Annotated in this window: 16 protein-coding genes and 1 pseudogene; 15 read left to right on the forward strand and 2 right to left on the reverse strand. The window is 41.9% G+C overall.

Annotated features, from left to right (window positions below; genetic code table 11):
- Nucleotides 1–32: 32 nt before the first annotated feature.
- Both FOC45_RS00895 and FOC45_RS00900 read right to left on the reverse strand, forming a co-directional pair.
- Nucleotides 33–953, reverse strand: coding sequence for a YhcG family protein (locus FOC45_RS00895; protein WP_034540250.1), 921 nt, complete (start codon nucleotides 951–953; stop codon nucleotides 33–35).
- Nucleotides 954–956: 3 nt separating this feature from the next.
- Nucleotides 957–2,840 carry a family 20 glycosylhydrolase gene (locus FOC45_RS00900; RefSeq protein ID WP_009390961.1) on the reverse strand — a complete coding sequence of 628 codons (1,884 nt, stop codon included), beginning with the start codon at nucleotides 2,838–2,840 and terminating at the stop codon, nucleotides 957–959.
- A gap of 295 nt (nucleotides 2,841–3,135) precedes the next feature.
- Here FOC45_RS00900 and hflX point away from each other — a divergent pair, with 295 nt between their 5' ends.
- From hflX to FOC45_RS00975, 15 genes and pseudogenes are all read left to right on the forward strand, one after another.
- On the forward strand, nucleotides 3,136–4,326 hold the full coding sequence (hflX, locus tag FOC45_RS00905; protein WP_009390964.1) for a GTPase HflX: 1,191 nt from the start codon (nucleotides 3,136–3,138) through the stop codon (nucleotides 4,324–4,326).
- Nucleotides 4,327–4,328: 2 nt separating this feature from the next.
- Nucleotides 4,329–5,303, forward strand: a complete 975-nt coding sequence (dusB, locus tag FOC45_RS00910) for a tRNA dihydrouridine synthase DusB (RefSeq protein ID WP_009390966.1) — start codon at nucleotides 4,329–4,331, stop codon at nucleotides 5,301–5,303.
- 6 nt (nucleotides 5,304–5,309) lie between these two features.
- Nucleotides 5,310–5,444 (forward strand): annotated as a pseudogene (locus tag FOC45_RS00915) (IS1595 family transposase); the annotation flags it as partial.
- Between the two features lie 109 nt (nucleotides 5,445–5,553).
- Nucleotides 5,554–6,639 carry a M949_RS01915 family surface polysaccharide biosynthesis protein gene (locus FOC45_RS00920; protein ID WP_009390968.1) on the forward strand — a complete coding sequence of 362 codons (1,086 nt, stop codon included), beginning with the start codon at nucleotides 5,554–5,556 and terminating at the stop codon, nucleotides 6,637–6,639.
- A 294-nt stretch (nucleotides 6,640–6,933) separates the two neighbouring features.
- On the forward strand, nucleotides 6,934–8,187 hold the full coding sequence (locus FOC45_RS00925) for a toxin-antitoxin system YwqK family antitoxin (RefSeq protein ID WP_009390970.1): 1,254 nt from the start codon (nucleotides 6,934–6,936) through the stop codon (nucleotides 8,185–8,187).
- Between the two features lie 44 nt (nucleotides 8,188–8,231).
- Complete coding sequence (gene rlmN, locus FOC45_RS00930; RefSeq protein ID WP_009390971.1) at nucleotides 8,232–9,281, forward strand: 23S rRNA (adenine(2503)-C(2))-methyltransferase RlmN; 1,050 nt, start codon at nucleotides 8,232–8,234, stop codon at nucleotides 9,279–9,281.
- Between the two features lie 10 nt (nucleotides 9,282–9,291).
- A complete protein-coding gene (rseP, locus tag FOC45_RS00935) occupies nucleotides 9,292–10,620 on the forward strand; it encodes an RIP metalloprotease RseP (RefSeq protein WP_009390972.1) in 1,329 nt (442 codons plus the stop codon).
- Nucleotides 10,621–10,657: 37 nt separating this feature from the next.
- Complete coding sequence (locus tag FOC45_RS00940; RefSeq protein ID WP_009390973.1) at nucleotides 10,658–12,367, forward strand: glutamine--tRNA ligase/YqeY domain fusion protein; 1,710 nt, start codon at nucleotides 10,658–10,660, stop codon at nucleotides 12,365–12,367.
- A gap of 19 nt (nucleotides 12,368–12,386) precedes the next feature.
- Nucleotides 12,387–12,635, forward strand: coding sequence for a phosphopantetheine-binding protein (locus FOC45_RS00945; protein ID WP_009390974.1), 249 nt, complete (start codon nucleotides 12,387–12,389; stop codon nucleotides 12,633–12,635).
- Nucleotides 12,625–13,530, forward strand: coding sequence for a lipid A biosynthesis acyltransferase (locus tag FOC45_RS00950; protein WP_009390975.1), 906 nt, complete (start codon nucleotides 12,625–12,627; stop codon nucleotides 13,528–13,530). Before FOC45_RS00945 ends, FOC45_RS00950 begins: the two co-directional genes overlap by 11 nt.
- A complete protein-coding gene (locus FOC45_RS00955) occupies nucleotides 13,530–13,970 on the forward strand; it encodes a hypothetical protein (protein WP_034540253.1) in 441 nt (146 codons plus the stop codon). The genes FOC45_RS00950 and FOC45_RS00955 overlap by 1 nt, the downstream gene beginning before the upstream one ends.
- 90 nt (nucleotides 13,971–14,060) lie before the next feature.
- A complete protein-coding gene (locus FOC45_RS00960; protein ID WP_009390978.1) occupies nucleotides 14,061–14,294 on the forward strand; it encodes a hypothetical protein in 234 nt (77 codons plus the stop codon).
- Nucleotides 14,284–14,637, forward strand: coding sequence for a hypothetical protein (locus FOC45_RS00965; RefSeq protein ID WP_009390979.1), 354 nt, complete (start codon nucleotides 14,284–14,286; stop codon nucleotides 14,635–14,637). The genes FOC45_RS00960 and FOC45_RS00965 overlap by 11 nt, the downstream gene beginning before the upstream one ends.
- Nucleotides 14,624–15,757, forward strand: coding sequence for a DUF2062 domain-containing protein (locus FOC45_RS00970; protein WP_009390980.1), 1,134 nt, complete (start codon nucleotides 14,624–14,626; stop codon nucleotides 15,755–15,757). Before FOC45_RS00965 ends, FOC45_RS00970 begins: the two co-directional genes overlap by 14 nt.
- 78 nt (nucleotides 15,758–15,835) lie before the next feature.
- Nucleotides 15,836–16,072 carry a FeoA family protein gene (locus tag FOC45_RS00975; RefSeq protein ID WP_009390982.1) on the forward strand — a complete coding sequence of 79 codons (237 nt, stop codon included), beginning with the start codon at nucleotides 15,836–15,838 and terminating at the stop codon, nucleotides 16,070–16,072.
- Nucleotides 16,073–16,074 lie beyond the last annotated feature (2 nt).

Raw genomic sequence — 16,074 nt, forward strand, 5'->3', positions numbered from 1 at the left:
TCTGTTTAGTGAATATAGCAGCGAACAGCTACCTAATGTGTAATTTGAGTTAAAATTTGTTTTTGGTGTTCTATCTCCTCAGCAAGTTCTTCTTCAGTAGGTAAATAAGGCATATATTTGGTAGCAAAAAGATGTTTATTTTCGGCTAAAACAGAATATTTTGCTATAGTTTGGTCTGTTTGGGTACAAAGTAAGATACCAATAGTAGGGTTATCAGTTTCTGATTTTTCTAAATCGTCAAACATTCTAACATACATATCCAATTGCCCTATATCTTGGTGGGTGATTTTGTCTGTTTTGAGCTCAATAATTACAAAGCACTTTAATATATAGTTATAAAATACAAGGTCTATATAAAAATCTTGGGTTTCAGTGCGAATATGTTTTTGCCTTGCTACAAAAGCGAAGCCTTTACCTAACTCTAATAAAAATTGCTGTAAATTATTGATAAGGTTTTTCTCTAAATCACTTTCATTATAAGCATAGTGGGTAGGAATGTTTAAGAACTCTAATACAGCAGGATTTTTGATAAACTCATAAGGGTCTTGCTGAAATTCTGCTGTTTTTTGTTGCATTTCTTCTACAACAATATCTTTCCTTTGCGAAGCCAACAAACGCTGATAATAAGACGTATTGATATTTCGCTCTAAGGTGCGAACTGACCAATGTTGCTCAGCAGTCTCCTGTAAATAATAATCTCTTGCTTGAGTGCTTTCAACTCTCATTATCAGTCGAATATGAGACCACGTTAATTGTGCACACATGTGTGCAGAATCTTTGATGTTAGGAAAGGTAAGATAAAACTTTTTATAATCCCAAAGAGTTCGTTTGCTAAATCCTTTGCCTAATTCTTTTGAGAGTTGAGCTATAATCTGCTCTCCATAGTTAGCACGCACACTACCCTGTTGTTCTTCTTTTACAATACGTTCACCTATAAGCCAAAAACCTTCAATTTATTAATCACCAATCCTCATAGCGCCGGCTCTTTCTTGGCCGTCAGGGGTTACGAATACACAGGTGAAGTGCCACTTTACTAATCGTACTTCAGGGGTGCTAAAGCTGCCAATAGGTAGTTTTAACAATACACGATTCCAGCCTTTGTTGAGCGTTACCCTCAGTGGAGGACGTACCTCGAAGTTCTCATTTGTCAGCGGTACCTCATTAGAGGGGGTGCTGTGCTGAGATTGCCATATTGGCGGTGCAATTTCTGTGCCATTAAGCCAAATTTTACTCTGTTTATAGTCCCAGTTGCCTATGCGTGGGGGTATGTCTTTCTCTGAACGACTGTAATTTTGGAAACTTATCCAGAGTCCAACGGTCTGTTTTTTAGGACTATACACGCGTGTGTAAGCATAAGCGGTACTATTAGGTTTGGGGTGAGAGTAGAAACTAGGTATAAGGTCACCCCAAGTGTGCCGCAGGTAGATACTCGCCCCATAGGCTTTGCGAGTAGGGGCATTAGTCCAGTCGAAATCTTTGCTTAAGTCGCCACCATTATTGAAAGGTTCGGTGATTGCCCACTCTATGTCGGTTTGTTTTACATAGGCAAAAGGTACGTGTTTGAAGTGGTGCGCTTTGTGCCATAGCATACGGGCTTCAAAATCGGCAAACTGCTGAAATATAGGGTCATCGGGTGAAGAGGGCAACATAGTGCCATTGCCATCGAAATAAGCATTGCCTCCGCCACGCCACGCGCGTTCGGCTAAGGCTAAGGCTGCTGGATAGAAGTTGTTTTGAGCGATAATATCGCGTTCGCTCGCTATATAGCGGTCATTCCATATAGCGATGATAGCCCCTGCGTGGTCTTCATCACCTTGCTCTACGTTTAGTATACGACTGTTATACAGGGCAATGAGGTCGGCAAAAGCATCGTAGTGATTTAGGTAATGAAAACGGCAGTCTATAGCAGGGATACCCTTTTGAGCTTTGCCCCGATAGCTCCATAGCTGGGTCATATCTATCTCTCCAGCTTGGTACTGCCAACCGGGGTTCCACGAAATCACTTTCTTGCCCTTGTCACGCAAGTGCTGCACCATTTCGGGCACGAAGCGAGGGTTAGTAAAAGCAACCTCGTCAGTACCTATATGTATATAAGGGACGCTGAAGGTTTCGCAGACCTCATCTAATAGGTTTTTGAGTATGCTGATGCCTGCTTCAGTCTGCATAGAGGTGCCAAAAGCTTTCTCGAACGCACGACTATGCCCCGGCATATCGATTTCGGGTATAAGCATTACGTGGCGTTGGCGGCAGAACTCGACCAGCTCTTTGGCTTCGGCTAAGGTGTAGTACTGGGCAGGCATACGCTCGTAGTTTTCGGCAGCATTGAGCTGTGGATATCGCAGACTCTGCAGTCGCCAACCTTCATTTTCGGTCAGATGCCAATGAAATACATTTATCTTATACTGAGCGAGTAGTGCTATTTCGGTTTTCAGCTCTTCTATGCTCAGGTAGCTGCGCCCTGCGTCTTGCATAAAGCCACGCACCCTAAAGGCTGGGTAGTCGGTAATGGTGCAGCCTTCGATATAGCGCTTTTTGCCCTTTTGTACCACTAACTGCTGTAGGCTTTGGTGCGCCCTATAGACCCCTAAAGCCGTAATAGCGGTAATGCGCACCTTATCGCGCGTCACCTCTAATATATAGGCTTCGTCTTTATTGAGGGGTATTTGGGGCAAATCGGGGACTAATTGTACCGTAGCAATATCGGTCAGTAGAGTAGAGGCACTAAGCGGGTATTGCTGCCCATTTGGGGTTACTGTTTGTGGTATAGGAAGCAGTTGCCTCAGACCAGCCAAGGCAACTGCTGGGAATAATAAATATACGTAGAATAGTTTTTTTATCATTTTGGTTTTAATCTGTTAGGAATGTATTGGTAAGATATTCATAATCTTACGCTAAAATTTTCAGCAAATGTAGGAAAAATAAATGAAATGGGCAAAAAAATATTAACATTTCTTTTTGATTTACCTCTTATTCTCCCCAGCCCTCTCCGCCTTCCCATCTACAAACAATGAGCGAACAATGAGCGAACAATGAGCGAAGGATAAGCGAAGGATAAGTCATTTGTCAGCTAAATTAGTAAATTGGCAAATTATTACTATCTTTGCAGCGTAATTTTGTAATTCATAATTAAAAATAGTGCTCGAACAGGTAAATTTAACATACGAAAAAGTAGTCTTAATTGGTATTATAAACCAACTACAGACGGAAGAAAAATCAAAAGAATACCTCGATGAACTCGAATTTCTGACTTATACCGCTGGTGGCGAGGTACTGAAACGTTTTACCCAAAAATTAGACGTACCCAACCCTAAAACCTTTATCGGTACCGGTAAAATGGAAGAGGTACAGCAGTACGTAGAGGAAAACGAGGTGGGTACGGTTATCTTTGACGATGAGCTTACCCCTGCCCAACAGAAGAATATAGAACGCATACTCAAAGCTAAAATATTAGACCGCACGGGGCTTATCTTAGATATCTTTGCCCAGCGCGCGCAGACCAGCTACTCGCGTACGCAGGTAGAGCTTGCCCAGTACGAATACTTATTGCCACGCCTTACAGGTCTGTGGACGCACCTCGAACGCCAACGCGGGGGGATAGGGATGCGCGGACCGGGTGAGACCGAAATAGAAACTGACCGCCGTATCGTGCGCGACCGCATCGCCCTACTGAAAAAGAAACTCTCGGCTATTGATAAGCAGATGGCTACCCAGCGCAGCAATCGCGGGGCATTGGTGCGTGTAGCCCTCATAGGCTATACCAACGTGGGCAAATCGACCCTGATGAATGTGATAAGCAAAAGTGAGGTGTTTGCCGAAAATAAGCTCTTCGCTACCCTCGATACTACCGTGCGCAAGGTGGTGATAGAAAACTTACCCTTTTTGCTATCAGACACCGTAGGCTTTATACGTAAACTGCCTACCCAGCTGATAGAATCGTTTAAGAGTACTTTGGACGAGGTGCGCGAGGCTGACTTATTGCTGCACGTGGTGGATATTTCGCACCCTAATTTTGAAGAGCATATACAGTCGGTAAACCAGATATTGGCAGAAATACACAGCGCCGACAAGCCTACCATTATGGTTTTTAACAAAATAGACGCTTATACCCACGAGGTGATAGCCGAAGACGACCTTGCGACCGAGCGCACTACTAAGCATTTCACCCTTGAAGAGTGGAAACAAACGTGGATGCAGAAAGTAGGTAAAGATGTGCTATTTATTTCAGCCCTTAACAAAGAGAATCTGGAAGAATTTCGCAAGGTAGTGTATGAGAAGGTGAAGGAGATACACATTACTCGCTTCCCTTATAATAACTTTTTGTATTAGTAATGGCAAAAATAGGAAATATAGATTTGGGAGAATTCCCTTTGTTGCTTGCCCCTATGGAGGATGTGAGCGACCCGCCTTTTCGCCGCCTGTGCAAGTTGCACGGGGCTGATATGCTTTACAGCGAATTTATTTCGTCTGAAGGGCTTATTCGCGATGCGATAAAAAGCAGGCAAAAGCTGGATATTTTTGATTACGAGCGTCCGGTAGGGATACAGATTTTTGGGGGTGATGAAGAGGCTATGGCGCTTTCGGCAAAGATAGTAGCTACGGTTCGTCCGGATTTGGTGGATATTAATTTCGGCTGTCCGGTGAAGAAGGTGGTGAGCAAAGGTGCTGGTGCAGGGGTGCTAAAAGATATTGACCTGATGGTGCGCCTTACTAAAGCAGTAGTGCGTAGTACTGACCTGCCGGTAACCGTAAAGACGCGTTTGGGCTGGGACGAGAGTAGTATCAATATAGAAGAAGTAGCTGAGCGCCTACAAGATGTGGGCATTAGCGCCCTTACCATTCACGCTCGCACTCGCAGCCAGATGTACAAAGGGCATTCGGACTGGAGCTATATAGCCAAAGTGAAGAATAACCCCCGCATACACATTCCTATTTTTGGCAATGGCGATATTGATAATCCGGAGAAAGCCTTAGAATACCGCAATAAATACGGGGTAGATGGTATAATGATAGGGCGTGCAGCTATTGGCTATCCTTGGATATTTAGAGAGATAAAACATTATTTTGCTACCGGTGAACTTTTGGCGCCCCCTACCATAGCCGATAGGGTAGCGGCAGCTCGCAATCACCTAATATGGTCGGTAGAGTGGAAAGGAGAACGGCAAGGGGTATTGGAGATGCGTAGGCATTATGCGAACTACTTTAAAGGCTTGCCAAACTTTAAAGAACACCGCCAGCGCCTCGTAACCTTAGATAGCGCTGCTGAAATAGTAACAGCCCTTGAAGAGATAGTGGCAAAATACTAAAAAATAAAAGACTTTAATATAACTCAAATTCCTAGTAATGATGGGAAGAATTTTCCTACATTACATAAGATAATACATCAAGTAAAGTCTTGGATACGAGGTATATATTCTTGGGGTTCAGAATTTAACATAGACCGATTCCCAAAGTCAATTAGTATGTAGCTAAATAGACACCTTAATTATAATATTCCCAAAATAACTGCTGATGAGGCGAATAAGAAACATTTTTTAAATTTAGAAACAGAAGAAAATGAACAGACATTTTAAGGTATTATTGACTATTTATAGTATATTTATCTGTACTATTGGCATAGCACAAGAGGATAAAAATTATAGAGAGACTCCTCTTACAGATATGGAAATTAAAAAACTTTTTCCTGCTGAGGTGTTGCAGCAGATAGGAGTTGAATTTCCTATATTTAGGGTGTATCCTTTTGAGGATAAAGATGGCAAGCAGTATTTGATTCTTACTGAAAAGGTGACAAAAGGGAATATACAGGACGAAAATAGTCTGAAGCGGTCTATAAAGGCTTTTAACGTATCTTTTGAAGTAGATAAGACTGTAAAAGTGCGATGGACTATTACTGATTATATTGATAAAGAAAGAGAGACCTCTATTTGGTTTTGGTCACGTTATTTAAGATTGAAAGACTTAGACAATGATGGTTTTGTAGACCCGATTGTAGTGTATGGGACGAAATCTATCTATGGAGATCATTTTGAAGAAGGTAGGGTAAAAATTCTGATTTATCATCTCGGGAAGAAAATAGTTATCCGTCATCAGAATTCGGAAATGGATGATGCAAGACACACCCAAGTGGATAAAAGTTTTTATGCTTTACCTCTTAGCATAAAGAAAAAGGTATATGATATAATTGATCTTCTGGAAGATAATGGACATGCTTTGTTTCTTTCAGAAGTAAAAGAACAAATTAAAAACTCATTGAAGACTCAGAAAAATACAACTTCTTCCTTTGATAAAGGTGAAACCATTGATGAATTTTTACAAAGAGCCAAAAAAGCAGCTTCTTCTAATGCTGAACTACAAAAGACGATAAACTTTCCGTTACGAGTAAGAGGGATTAATGATAAATCAGCTGTTTTTGAAGATAAATTTTATTCATTTGCAGAAATAAAGGATAATGTAATGCTATATGAAGGAACTTTCAAGGCAGGACTACTTTCAGCTGTTCGTATTTATCGTGGAGATTGTCAACTTTTTAATGATAAAAATTGCTTTGTAATAAAATCAACTGAAATTGGTCTTACTGAAGTTGTTCTTTTGAAAAAAGGCAAACGATATATAATAGTAGGAATAGAAATATTGACAGCATAATAATACTTACTAAAATTTCTATGATGTAAGTTTATGAAAAACCTTTACCTTTGCAAACAAATAAAACAAGATAGAACAATGAACAACCTACTCACCCATTATCCTGTAAATTGGATAGACGAATGAAGCTAAGCAGTAGCCACATTATCGCTGTGCAGGACTTTGTTACCGACAGCCTTAGATAAAAAATAACAATAAAAATTCTTAAGCTATGAAAAAAAAGAGAAATTAATATCTATTACCATTAATGATAAAACCTCAATTAATAATAATAAATAATAAATAATAAAAAATATGAAATATTGTGTAGTATTCTTGTTGTTCTTTCAGATGAGTTGGGCTCAAAAACTCATTACTGAAGATGATATTATAGAGAAAAAGTATGGCTTGGAAAGTGTCTTTTCTCTTAGGGCAGATGGTTCGCCCCTAAATGGTAGCTATAAAATAGCCCAAGGGATGGGGGAATATTACGAGGCTACTTTTGCCGATGGGAAGCTTAACGGTGTGGCTAAATACTACGACCGCAAGGGCTCTATCAATATGGAAGTAACTTTTAAAAATGGTAAGGTGGCAGGTCTTACCAGAGAATATTACCCTAATGGCAACGTGAAAAAAGAGGGTATTATAGAAGACGGTATACAGAACGGATTTTATAAAGAATACGCACCTTATGGAGCTATAAGGTATGAAATGAACTATAAAAATGGCGAGTTAGAGGGTAAATTTATAGAATATTCGTCAGGTAAACCTTCAAAAGAGGGGACTTATAAGAACGGGAAGTTAGACGGCGAGTGGAAAGAGTATGATGATGACGGCAAAGTAGTGGTTATAGAGCATTATAAGTTGGGCAAAAAGGAAGGGAAGCACTGGCGCACCTCGCTTTGGGATAGACGCAGTGGTATAAAAATGATCTCTACGGAGTATTATAAAAACGATGCTCCTGCTGGCAAATGGGAAAAGAAATTAGACACAGGTAGGCTGATAGAAACTCGCGACTACAAAGACGATGGTACTTCGGTGAGAAATAGTTATCACGAGAATGGTAAGCTCTATGAAACCAAGCACTACAAAGGCGATAAATATCACGGTGATTTTAAACGCTATGACGATTTGGGTATCCTCACCAAAGAGGGTAGTTATGAAAATGACTACATAAACTACGAAAAAGAGTATTACCCCAATGGGCAACTGAAGTTTGAAAAACATTTCAGCAATCGTGAGCCTGACGGTAAGTACTTGGCATACAATGAGAGAGGTAAGCTCCTCACCTCTGGTGAATACGACAAAGGCTATGAAAAAGGCTTGTGGAAGTACTATTCGCTTAAAGGGGTGCTTGAGAAAGAAGTCAATTTTAAAGAAGGTAGAAAAGAGGGGGCTTATAAAGAATATTACCCTTCAGGAGAGGTGTCAGTAGCAGGGCAATACGCTAATAATCAGAAAGAAGGGGTATGGAAATACTATACTGAGGCAGGGCAACTCAGCAAAGAAGTAGAGTATAAGGCAGGCAATCAGCAGAGCGTAACTAAATACGAGCTAAAAGAGAATTAGCAAATTTGCCCATTGTCAATTATTTTGTACCTTTGCGCCCAATTATGAATCAGAGCAAACGAGATATAAGAGCTTTCACTAAAGAGGAGCTAAGGCGTATTTTTGAAGAAAACGGCGACCAAGCCTTTCGTGGTAACCAAGTGTACGAATGGCTATGGCAGAAAGGGGTGCATTCGTTTGAGGCGATGACCAATCTGCCCAAAGCTACCCGCGAGATGCTTGATAAGCACTTCGTTATCAACCACATCAAAGTAGATGTGATGCAACGCAGCGACGATGGGACAATCAAAAATGCAGTGCGCCTACACGATGGGCTGTTGGTAGAGTCGGTATTGATACCTACCGATACCCGTACTACCGCCTGCGTATCGAGTCAGGTGGGGTGTAGCCTTAACTGTTCGTTTTGTGCTACGGCAAGGCTAAAGCGTATGCGCAACCTGCTACCCGATGAGATATTCGACCAAGTGCGGGTGATAGATGAGCAAAGCAAGGCTTTCTTTGGCAGACCGCTCTCTAACATTGTATTTATGGGGATGGGCGAGCCGCTGATGAACTATAACAATGTGCTAAAAGCCATTGACAAAATCACTTCAACCGAAGGACTGGGAATGTCGGCTAAGCGCATCACCCTCTCCACTTCGGGCGTGCCTAAACTCATAAAAAAGATGGCAGATGATGAGGTGAAATTTAAATTGGCAGTATCGCTACACTCAGCCATAGATAGCGTACGCACTAGCATTATGCCTTTCAATGAACAGTTTCCGCTATCGGAACTGCGGGAGGCTTTGCAGTATTGGTACCAAAAGACTAAAAACCGCATTACTTACGAGTATGTGGTGTGGAAAGGTATCAACGACCAGCGCAAAGATGTGGAAGCCCTCATCAAATTCTGTAAGTTTGCCCCCTCAAAAGTGAATTTGATAGAGTATAACCCTATAGATGATGGGGAGTTTCAGCAGGCTGACAGTCGCGCGCTCACTCTTTACCAAACGATGCTTGAAGAGGCAGGCATAACGGTGACCGTACGCCACTCGCGCGGCAAAGATATAGATGCCGCCTGTGGGCAATTGGCGAATAAAACGACTAAAAACTAACGACTAAATAATGGATATATTTCTGATAAAGGCGGCTCAGCTGATTCTGAGTCTTTCAATTTTGGTTGTCTTACACGAGTTAGGACACTTTATTCCGGCAAAACTATTCAAAACAAGAGTAGAGAAGTTCTTTTTATTCTTTGATGTGAAGTTTGCTCTTTTTAAGAAGAAAATAGGCGAGACCGTATATGGTATAGGTTGGCTGCCCCTTGGTGGCTACGTGAAAATAGCGGGAATGATAGACGAGAGTATGGATAAAGAGCAAATGGCTCAGCCCGCTCAGCCGTGGGAGTTCCGCTCAAAACCCGCTTGGCAGCGACTTATTATAATGATAGGGGGGGTAACCGTAAACTTACTCTTAGGATTTTTTATCTACTCGATGATACTCTTCGTGTGGGGGCAAGATCAGCTAAAGCCAGAGGGCATCAAAGAAGGGTTTGCGGTATCGCGCACTATGCGTGCATACGGATTTAGAAACGGCGATGTAGTGACTGAAATAAATGGTAAGCCTTTGGAGAATGTGAGCGACATCAGCAAGTATATCTTGCTTCGCGATGTTAGTCAGCTGACCGTAAAAGATAGCGAAGGCGCTATACGTCACCTTTCGCTACCTGACTCGATAGGCAAGATGCTTTTCTTGCGCGGCGAGACTTCGCCTTTCACCCTGAAAATAGCGCCTATTATCGACTCGGTGCTACCTAATATGCCAGCAGCCCAAGCAGGAATGCAGAAAGGCGATAAGATAAAGAGCGTAAACGGCGAGCCTATTTATTACTACTCTGACCTTATCCCAGCGATGAACTTAGTGCCGCAGGGGAGTCCGCTGCTGATAGACATAGAGCGCAATGGCACTGACCTACAGCTAAAGGTGATACCTACTGAAGGGCGCAAAATAGGAGTAATGGCTGCACAAGTAGATGATAAAATACAAATCACCCATAAAAATTACGGCTTAGGCGAGGCGTTTTCCCACGGTATAGGCTATGGCTACAATGTACTTCGCGACTATGTAGCACAATTTAAGTTCGTATTCACCAAAAAAGGAGCAAGCGAGGTAGGAGGTTTTGGCAGTATAGGCAAGCTCTTCCCCGAAAAATGGAATTGGTTAGCTTTCTGGCATATCACCGCTTTCTTATCGATAGCTTTAGCTTTTATGAATATATTGCCTATCCCAGCCCTCGATGGCGGACACGTAGTATTTCTACTATACGAAATGGTAACCGGCAAAGCTCCTAGTCAGAAAGTACTCGAATACGCCCAAATGGTAGGTTTCGTACTATTAGTATCGCTATTGCTTTACGCTAATGGTAGCGACCTGTATAGGGCAATATTTAAATAATTCAGAATTAATAACTCAAAACTCATAATTAAATACAATGGCTGAAGAAATAAAAGAACCACGCGCTAATAATTTTATCGAAAATATCATAGAAGAAGACCTTGCGGCAGGTTTTCCGGCGAATGCTTTGCGCTTTCGCTTTCCGCCAGAACCCAATGGCTACCTACATTTGGGGCACGCGAGCTCTATATGCCTTAACTTTGGGTTAGGCTTGCGCTATAATGCCCCTGTAAACCTCCGTTTTGATGATACTAACCCCAGCAAAGAGGAACAGGAGTATGTAGATGCCATTCGCCGCGATGTGCAATGGCTCGGCTTTCAATGGGATAAGGAATGCTACGCCTCAGACTACTTTCAAGAGCTATATGAGTGGGCAGTAAAGCTCATCAAACAAGGTAAGGCATATGTAGATAAACAAACCTCTGAAGAGATAGCAGCCCAAAAAGGTACCCCTACCATAGCAGGTAGCGATAGTCCGTATAGAAATACTTCGCCTGAAGAAAACCTTGCTCTTTTTGAGCGTATGAAGAATGGCGAGTTTGCTAACGGTACTTATGTGCTCCGTGCTAAAATAGATATGGCATCGCCTAATATGCTGATGCGCGACCCTATCATCTATCGTATAATGAACGCTTCGCACCACCGCACAGGCGATAAATGGCATATTTACCCTATGTACGACTGGGCACACGGCGAAAGCGACTACTTAGAACAAATATCGCACTCGCTCTGCACGCTTGAGTTTTTGCCTCATAGAGAGCTATACGATTGGTTCTTAGACCAAGTAATCCCCTCCCCAACCCTCCCCCAAGGGGAGGGAGGAACTCGCCCTAAACAACGCGAGTTTGCACGTAGGAATTTGAGTCACACCATTGTTAGCAAACGCAAGCTGTTACAATTGGTAACTGAAAATTATGTAGCAGGTTGGGACGACCCGCGTATGCCTACTATTTCGGGCTTGCGCCGACGTGGCTATACCCCTGAGTCTATACGCAAGTTTGCTGATACTATCGGTATTGCTAAGCGCGAAAACCTAATAGATGTATCGCTTTTGGAGTTTTGCGTACGCGAAGACCTCAACAAGAAAGCTAATCGGGTAATGGCAGTGCTCGACCCCGTAAAGGTAGTGATTACTAACTATCCCGAAGGGCAAGAAGAGTGGTTAGAGGCAGAAAACAACCCTGAAGTAACCCCTATGACCTATCGCAAAGTGCCTTTCAGCAGAGAGCTATACATAGAGCGCGATGACTTCCGCGAAGAAGCTGATAAAAAGTACTTTAGACTGAAGTTAGGAGGTGAAGTGCGCCTGAAGAACGCCTACATTATCAAGGCTGAAAGCGTAGTGAAAGACGCAGAGGGCAACATCAGTGAAATACACTGCACTTACGACCCTGACAGCCGCAGTGGTAGCGGTACTGAGGCGAGTATGCGCAAGGTGAAAGGTACGCTACATTGGGTATCGATAGCCCACGCAGTAGCTGCTGAAGCGCGCCTATACGACCGTCTTTTCACCGTACCAGAACCAGACAGACAAGAAGATAGTTTTCTGAATTATATAAACCCTGAGTCGTTAAAAGTAGTAACCGCCTACGTAGAGCCGAGCTTAACTACCGCTAAGGCAGGTGAGACGCTTCAGTTTCAACGTCTTGGCTACTTCTGCGTAGACCCTGATAGCACTGCTGAAAAACTAGTGTTTAACAAAACGGTAGGGCTAAAAGATACTTGGGAGAAGATAAAGAGCGAATAATAAAACAAAATACTTAAGAATGAGCAGACAAGAAATTATTGAAATTACTACCCGTATATTTGTAGAAGAATTTGAAGTAGAAAGCACTGCTATTAGTCCTGAGGCTAATTTTCGCGAGGGTTTAGGCTTAGACAGCCTTGACTACGTAGATTTGGTGGTGATTATCCAACAAGAATTTGGGGTCAAGCTTGTAGAAGCAGACTTTAAAGAAATCGTTACTTTTGAAGATTTCTACACTACTTTAGCCAATAAAGTTAATGCACAATAACCCTACTAAATGGCAAGGAAAATCAAAAGGTACGGTACTAGGCTACCGTATCTTTGTTTTCTTGATGAAACACTTGGGCATTTACGCTGCTTATTCGTTGCTTGTTTTCGTCGCCTTGTATTACTTCCTTACCGAATGGCAGTCCAACCGCTTTATGTACTATTATTTTAGGCATCGTTTGGGGTATAGTGCCCCTAAAGCCTTTTGCTCTCTTTACCTCAGTTACTTCACTTTCGGACAAACGATCATCGATAAAATAGCTATTTTAGCAGGCCTTGAGGAGAAGTATACCTATACTTTTGATGGTGTTGAGCACCTAAAAGAACTCTTAGCTAATCGGCAGAGCGCGATACTCATCTCGGCTCATATTGGCAATTTTGAAATAGCAGAGCCTTTCTTTAGGAAGATAGACCTAGAATTGCAAATCAGTACTGTTATTGCCGATATGGAGCGCTCGGTAATTAAGGATTATATACAAAGTATTTCGCAGAAGAAACCTTCGCATCAGTATATAGTGATAGCAGAAGATATGTCGCATATTTTTAAAATCAACGAGGCACTGGCCACTAATAAAATAGTATGCTTCACTGGAGACCGCTATTTGCAAGGCACGCGTGCGCTTAAAGCCCCTTTTTTAGGAGCCGAAGCCTCTTTTCCTGCAGGTCCTTTTCTCATTGCCGCTAAGAAGAAAGTACCAGTGGTTTTCGTATATGTTATGAAAGAAAAACATTTGCACTACCACCTTTATGCCCGTATAGCACACCCTGCAACCCCTGATGCCGCAGGATTGCTTTCGGCATATACTGACAATATGGAGCAAATGCTACAACAATACCCTTTGCAGTGGTTTAATTATTTTGATTTCTGGGATTTTTTAGAGAAAGAAGAAAGATGATGACACCCCCTATTACCGATTTACCGTCTGTTATAAGCCTTATTCCGCAGCGTCCGCCAATGGTAATGGTAGATGCCCTGCTAAGCTATACCGCTACTACTGGAGCCGCAGGACTGACTATTGCCGCTGATAATCTTTTTGTGCAGAACGGACAACTACAAGAGGCAGGGGTGGTAGAACATATAGCACAAAGCATTGCTCTGCACAAAGGGTATTATTACTATCTGCAACATCAGCCCGCGCCTATGGGCTATATAGGGTCTATCAAGCGTATGAGTATATACGCTCTACCCCAAGTAGGAGCTACCCTCACTACCGAGCTGAGTATTATTCAGGAATTTATGGGGGTTACCCTCGTAAAGGTACGGACTACCGTTGGTGAAGAGCTCATCGCTGAGGGTGAAATGAAGACCGTAATAGCGGAGAGTATTGATAATTAGCAATTACTTCAACCTATAAGCAAGAAAGTTTTGTGCTTTTAGCTTTTTTCTGTACTTTTGTCCCAAATAAAACAATAAAGAGATATAAAAATGGAACTCACTATAAATATCAACACACAGCAACCTAAAGTAGATGCCTTTTTAAACTTTATAAAATCACTTGATTTTATAGAGATTACAAATATTAAGAGCAATGAAGATAGGAAGCATTTACAGCAGAAAAAGTTTAAGAAAAAACTTTTTACAGCTTTAGATGAACTTAAAGATGCGAGAGAGGGGAAAATAAAGTTAGGTAATTTAGAAGATTTGCTCAATGAAATATAAATTTGGTTACCTTCCTTCGTTTGGTAAAGAATTAAAAGCTTTATCTAAGAAATATAAGAGCTTAAAAAAAGATTTTGAAGCTTTAAAAGAAGAGATAGAGAATAATCCAGAAATAGGCGTTTCATTGGGGGAAGGCATTAGGAAAATCAGACTTAACATCACCTCTAAAAATAAAGGAAAAAGAGGTGGAGCGAGAGTTATTACGCACGAAGTATTAGTTGAAATAGATAGTGAAGAGGCTACTTCTGTAGCCTTTGTTTCTATTTATGACAAGTCAGAATACGATACTATAGATTTGGATATTGTGAAAAAAATGATAAAAGAATATCGTGGAGAAGCATAATGTCTGTATTGTAATCCCTAGCTATAACAATGCTAAAACCCTTAGGCGAGTGCTTGAGGGATTGTTGCGTTACCCCTATCAGGTATTGGTGGTAAATGACGGTTCTACCGATGATACTGCCGCAATTCTAACTCAATACCCCTCCGTAACCACTATTACACACCCCAAAAACCAAGGTAAAGGCAAAGCCCTGCAAACAGGTTTTGAGCAAGCTCGCACAAAGGGGTATGACTACGCTCTGACATTAGACTCTGACGGACAGCATTACCCTGAGGATATCCCTGCTTTTATAGAGGCTTTGGCTGCTGAAGAGTCGCCTGTACTATTAGTAGGCAACAGAGATATGCAGCAAGAGGGAGTGCCTAAAAAAAGCAGTTTTGGGCATCGCTTTTCGAACTTTTGGTTCCGATTAGAGACAGGGGTAGCCTTACCCGATACGCAGTCGGGGTTCCGCCTATATCCACTGCATTTTATTCCAAAGAAATACTACACCCGAAAATTTGAATTTGAGATAGAAATATTAGTGCGCAGTAGCTGGTGTGGTATAGCCATTAAGCCAGTGCCTATCAGGGTGCTTTACGACCCTGCAGAGAGAGTCTCTCACTTCCGACCCTTCCGCGATTTTACTCGCATCAGTATCCTCAATACCGTATTGGTAGTACTCACCTTTTTGTACATCAAACCTCGCAACTTCTTCCGCGAGGCACGCCAAAAAAGTTTTAAACAGTTTGTAAAAGAAAATATATTAGAAAGCGACAGTAGCAAAGAAGTGAAAGCCTGTTCGGTAGCCTTAGGGGTCTTCTTTGGCATTGCTCCTTTTTGGGGCTTGCAAACCGTGCTTACCATCGCTTTGGCAGTCTTCTTCCGATTGAACAAAACACTCGCTTTTATCTGCTCTAACGTGAGCATCCCCCCTATGATACCGGTGTTGATACTCGCCTCTCTAAAAATTGGGGCTTTTATAACAGGCGGACAGGTATTGCCTGAAGGAGAGATAAATATGGACTACGTAAAGAGCCATTTGCTGCAGTATTTGGTAGGGAGTATGGTATTAGCTATTACGGCTGCGGTAGTATTAGGAGGGGCAACTTATCTGCTACTGAAAAAACGGCAAAAATAATTCTGAATAGAGGATTGTGAATTATTAATTATTTTTTATCTTTGCGCGCAAAATCATTCTAAATAAAAAGATATATTTATGGAAGCGTGTACTATTGCGCAACTCAAAAAAGGAGAGAGGGGCATTATCAGCAGTTTTGATGTAGATAAAATCCCGCTCAAACTTATCGAATTAGGTTGTTTTGTAGGCAGTGAAGTAGAGGTGCTGCAGAAAGCGACCCTCGGCGACCCTATCTATATACGTATGAATGAGGCATATCTTTCTATTAGAAAAGATATGGCGGCACTGATACAACTAACTACTAATAATAAGTAACA

The organism is Capnocytophaga sp. FDAARGOS_737 (assembly GCF_009730375.1).
GTDB classification, from domain to species: domain Bacteria; phylum Bacteroidota; class Bacteroidia; order Flavobacteriales; family Flavobacteriaceae; genus Capnocytophaga; species Capnocytophaga leadbetteri.

What these genes read in the sequence shown, in the direction of transcription:
- FOC45_RS00900 (WP_009390961.1), bottom strand. Translation starts at nt 2,840, where the DNA reads ATGATAAAAAAACTATTCTACGTATATTTATTATTCCCAGCAGTTGCC.
- dusB (WP_009390966.1), top strand. Translation starts at nt 4,329, where the DNA reads ATGGCAAAAATAGGAAATATAGATTTGGGAGAATTCCCTTTGTTGCTT.
- FOC45_RS00920 (WP_009390968.1), top strand. Translation starts at nt 5,554, where the DNA reads ATGAACAGACATTTTAAGGTATTATTGACTATTTATAGTATATTTATC.
- FOC45_RS00925 (WP_009390970.1), top strand. Translation starts at nt 6,934, where the DNA reads ATGAAATATTGTGTAGTATTCTTGTTGTTCTTTCAGATGAGTTGGGCT.
- rlmN (WP_009390971.1), top strand. Translation starts at nt 8,232, where the DNA reads ATGAATCAGAGCAAACGAGATATAAGAGCTTTCACTAAAGAGGAGCTA.
- rseP (WP_009390972.1), top strand. Translation starts at nt 9,292, where the DNA reads ATGGATATATTTCTGATAAAGGCGGCTCAGCTGATTCTGAGTCTTTCA.
- FOC45_RS00940 (WP_009390973.1), top strand. Translation starts at nt 10,658, where the DNA reads ATGGCTGAAGAAATAAAAGAACCACGCGCTAATAATTTTATCGAAAAT.
- FOC45_RS00945 (WP_009390974.1), top strand. Translation starts at nt 12,387, where the DNA reads ATGAGCAGACAAGAAATTATTGAAATTACTACCCGTATATTTGTAGAA.
- FOC45_RS00950 (WP_009390975.1), top strand. Translation starts at nt 12,625, where the DNA reads ATGCACAATAACCCTACTAAATGGCAAGGAAAATCAAAAGGTACGGTA.
- FOC45_RS00955 (WP_034540253.1), top strand. Translation starts at nt 13,530, where the DNA reads ATGACACCCCCTATTACCGATTTACCGTCTGTTATAAGCCTTATTCCG.
- FOC45_RS00960 (WP_009390978.1), top strand. Translation starts at nt 14,061, where the DNA reads ATGGAACTCACTATAAATATCAACACACAGCAACCTAAAGTAGATGCC.
- FOC45_RS00965 (WP_009390979.1), top strand. Translation starts at nt 14,284, where the DNA reads ATGAAATATAAATTTGGTTACCTTCCTTCGTTTGGTAAAGAATTAAAA.
- FOC45_RS00975 (WP_009390982.1), top strand. Translation starts at nt 15,836, where the DNA reads ATGGAAGCGTGTACTATTGCGCAACTCAAAAAAGGAGAGAGGGGCATT.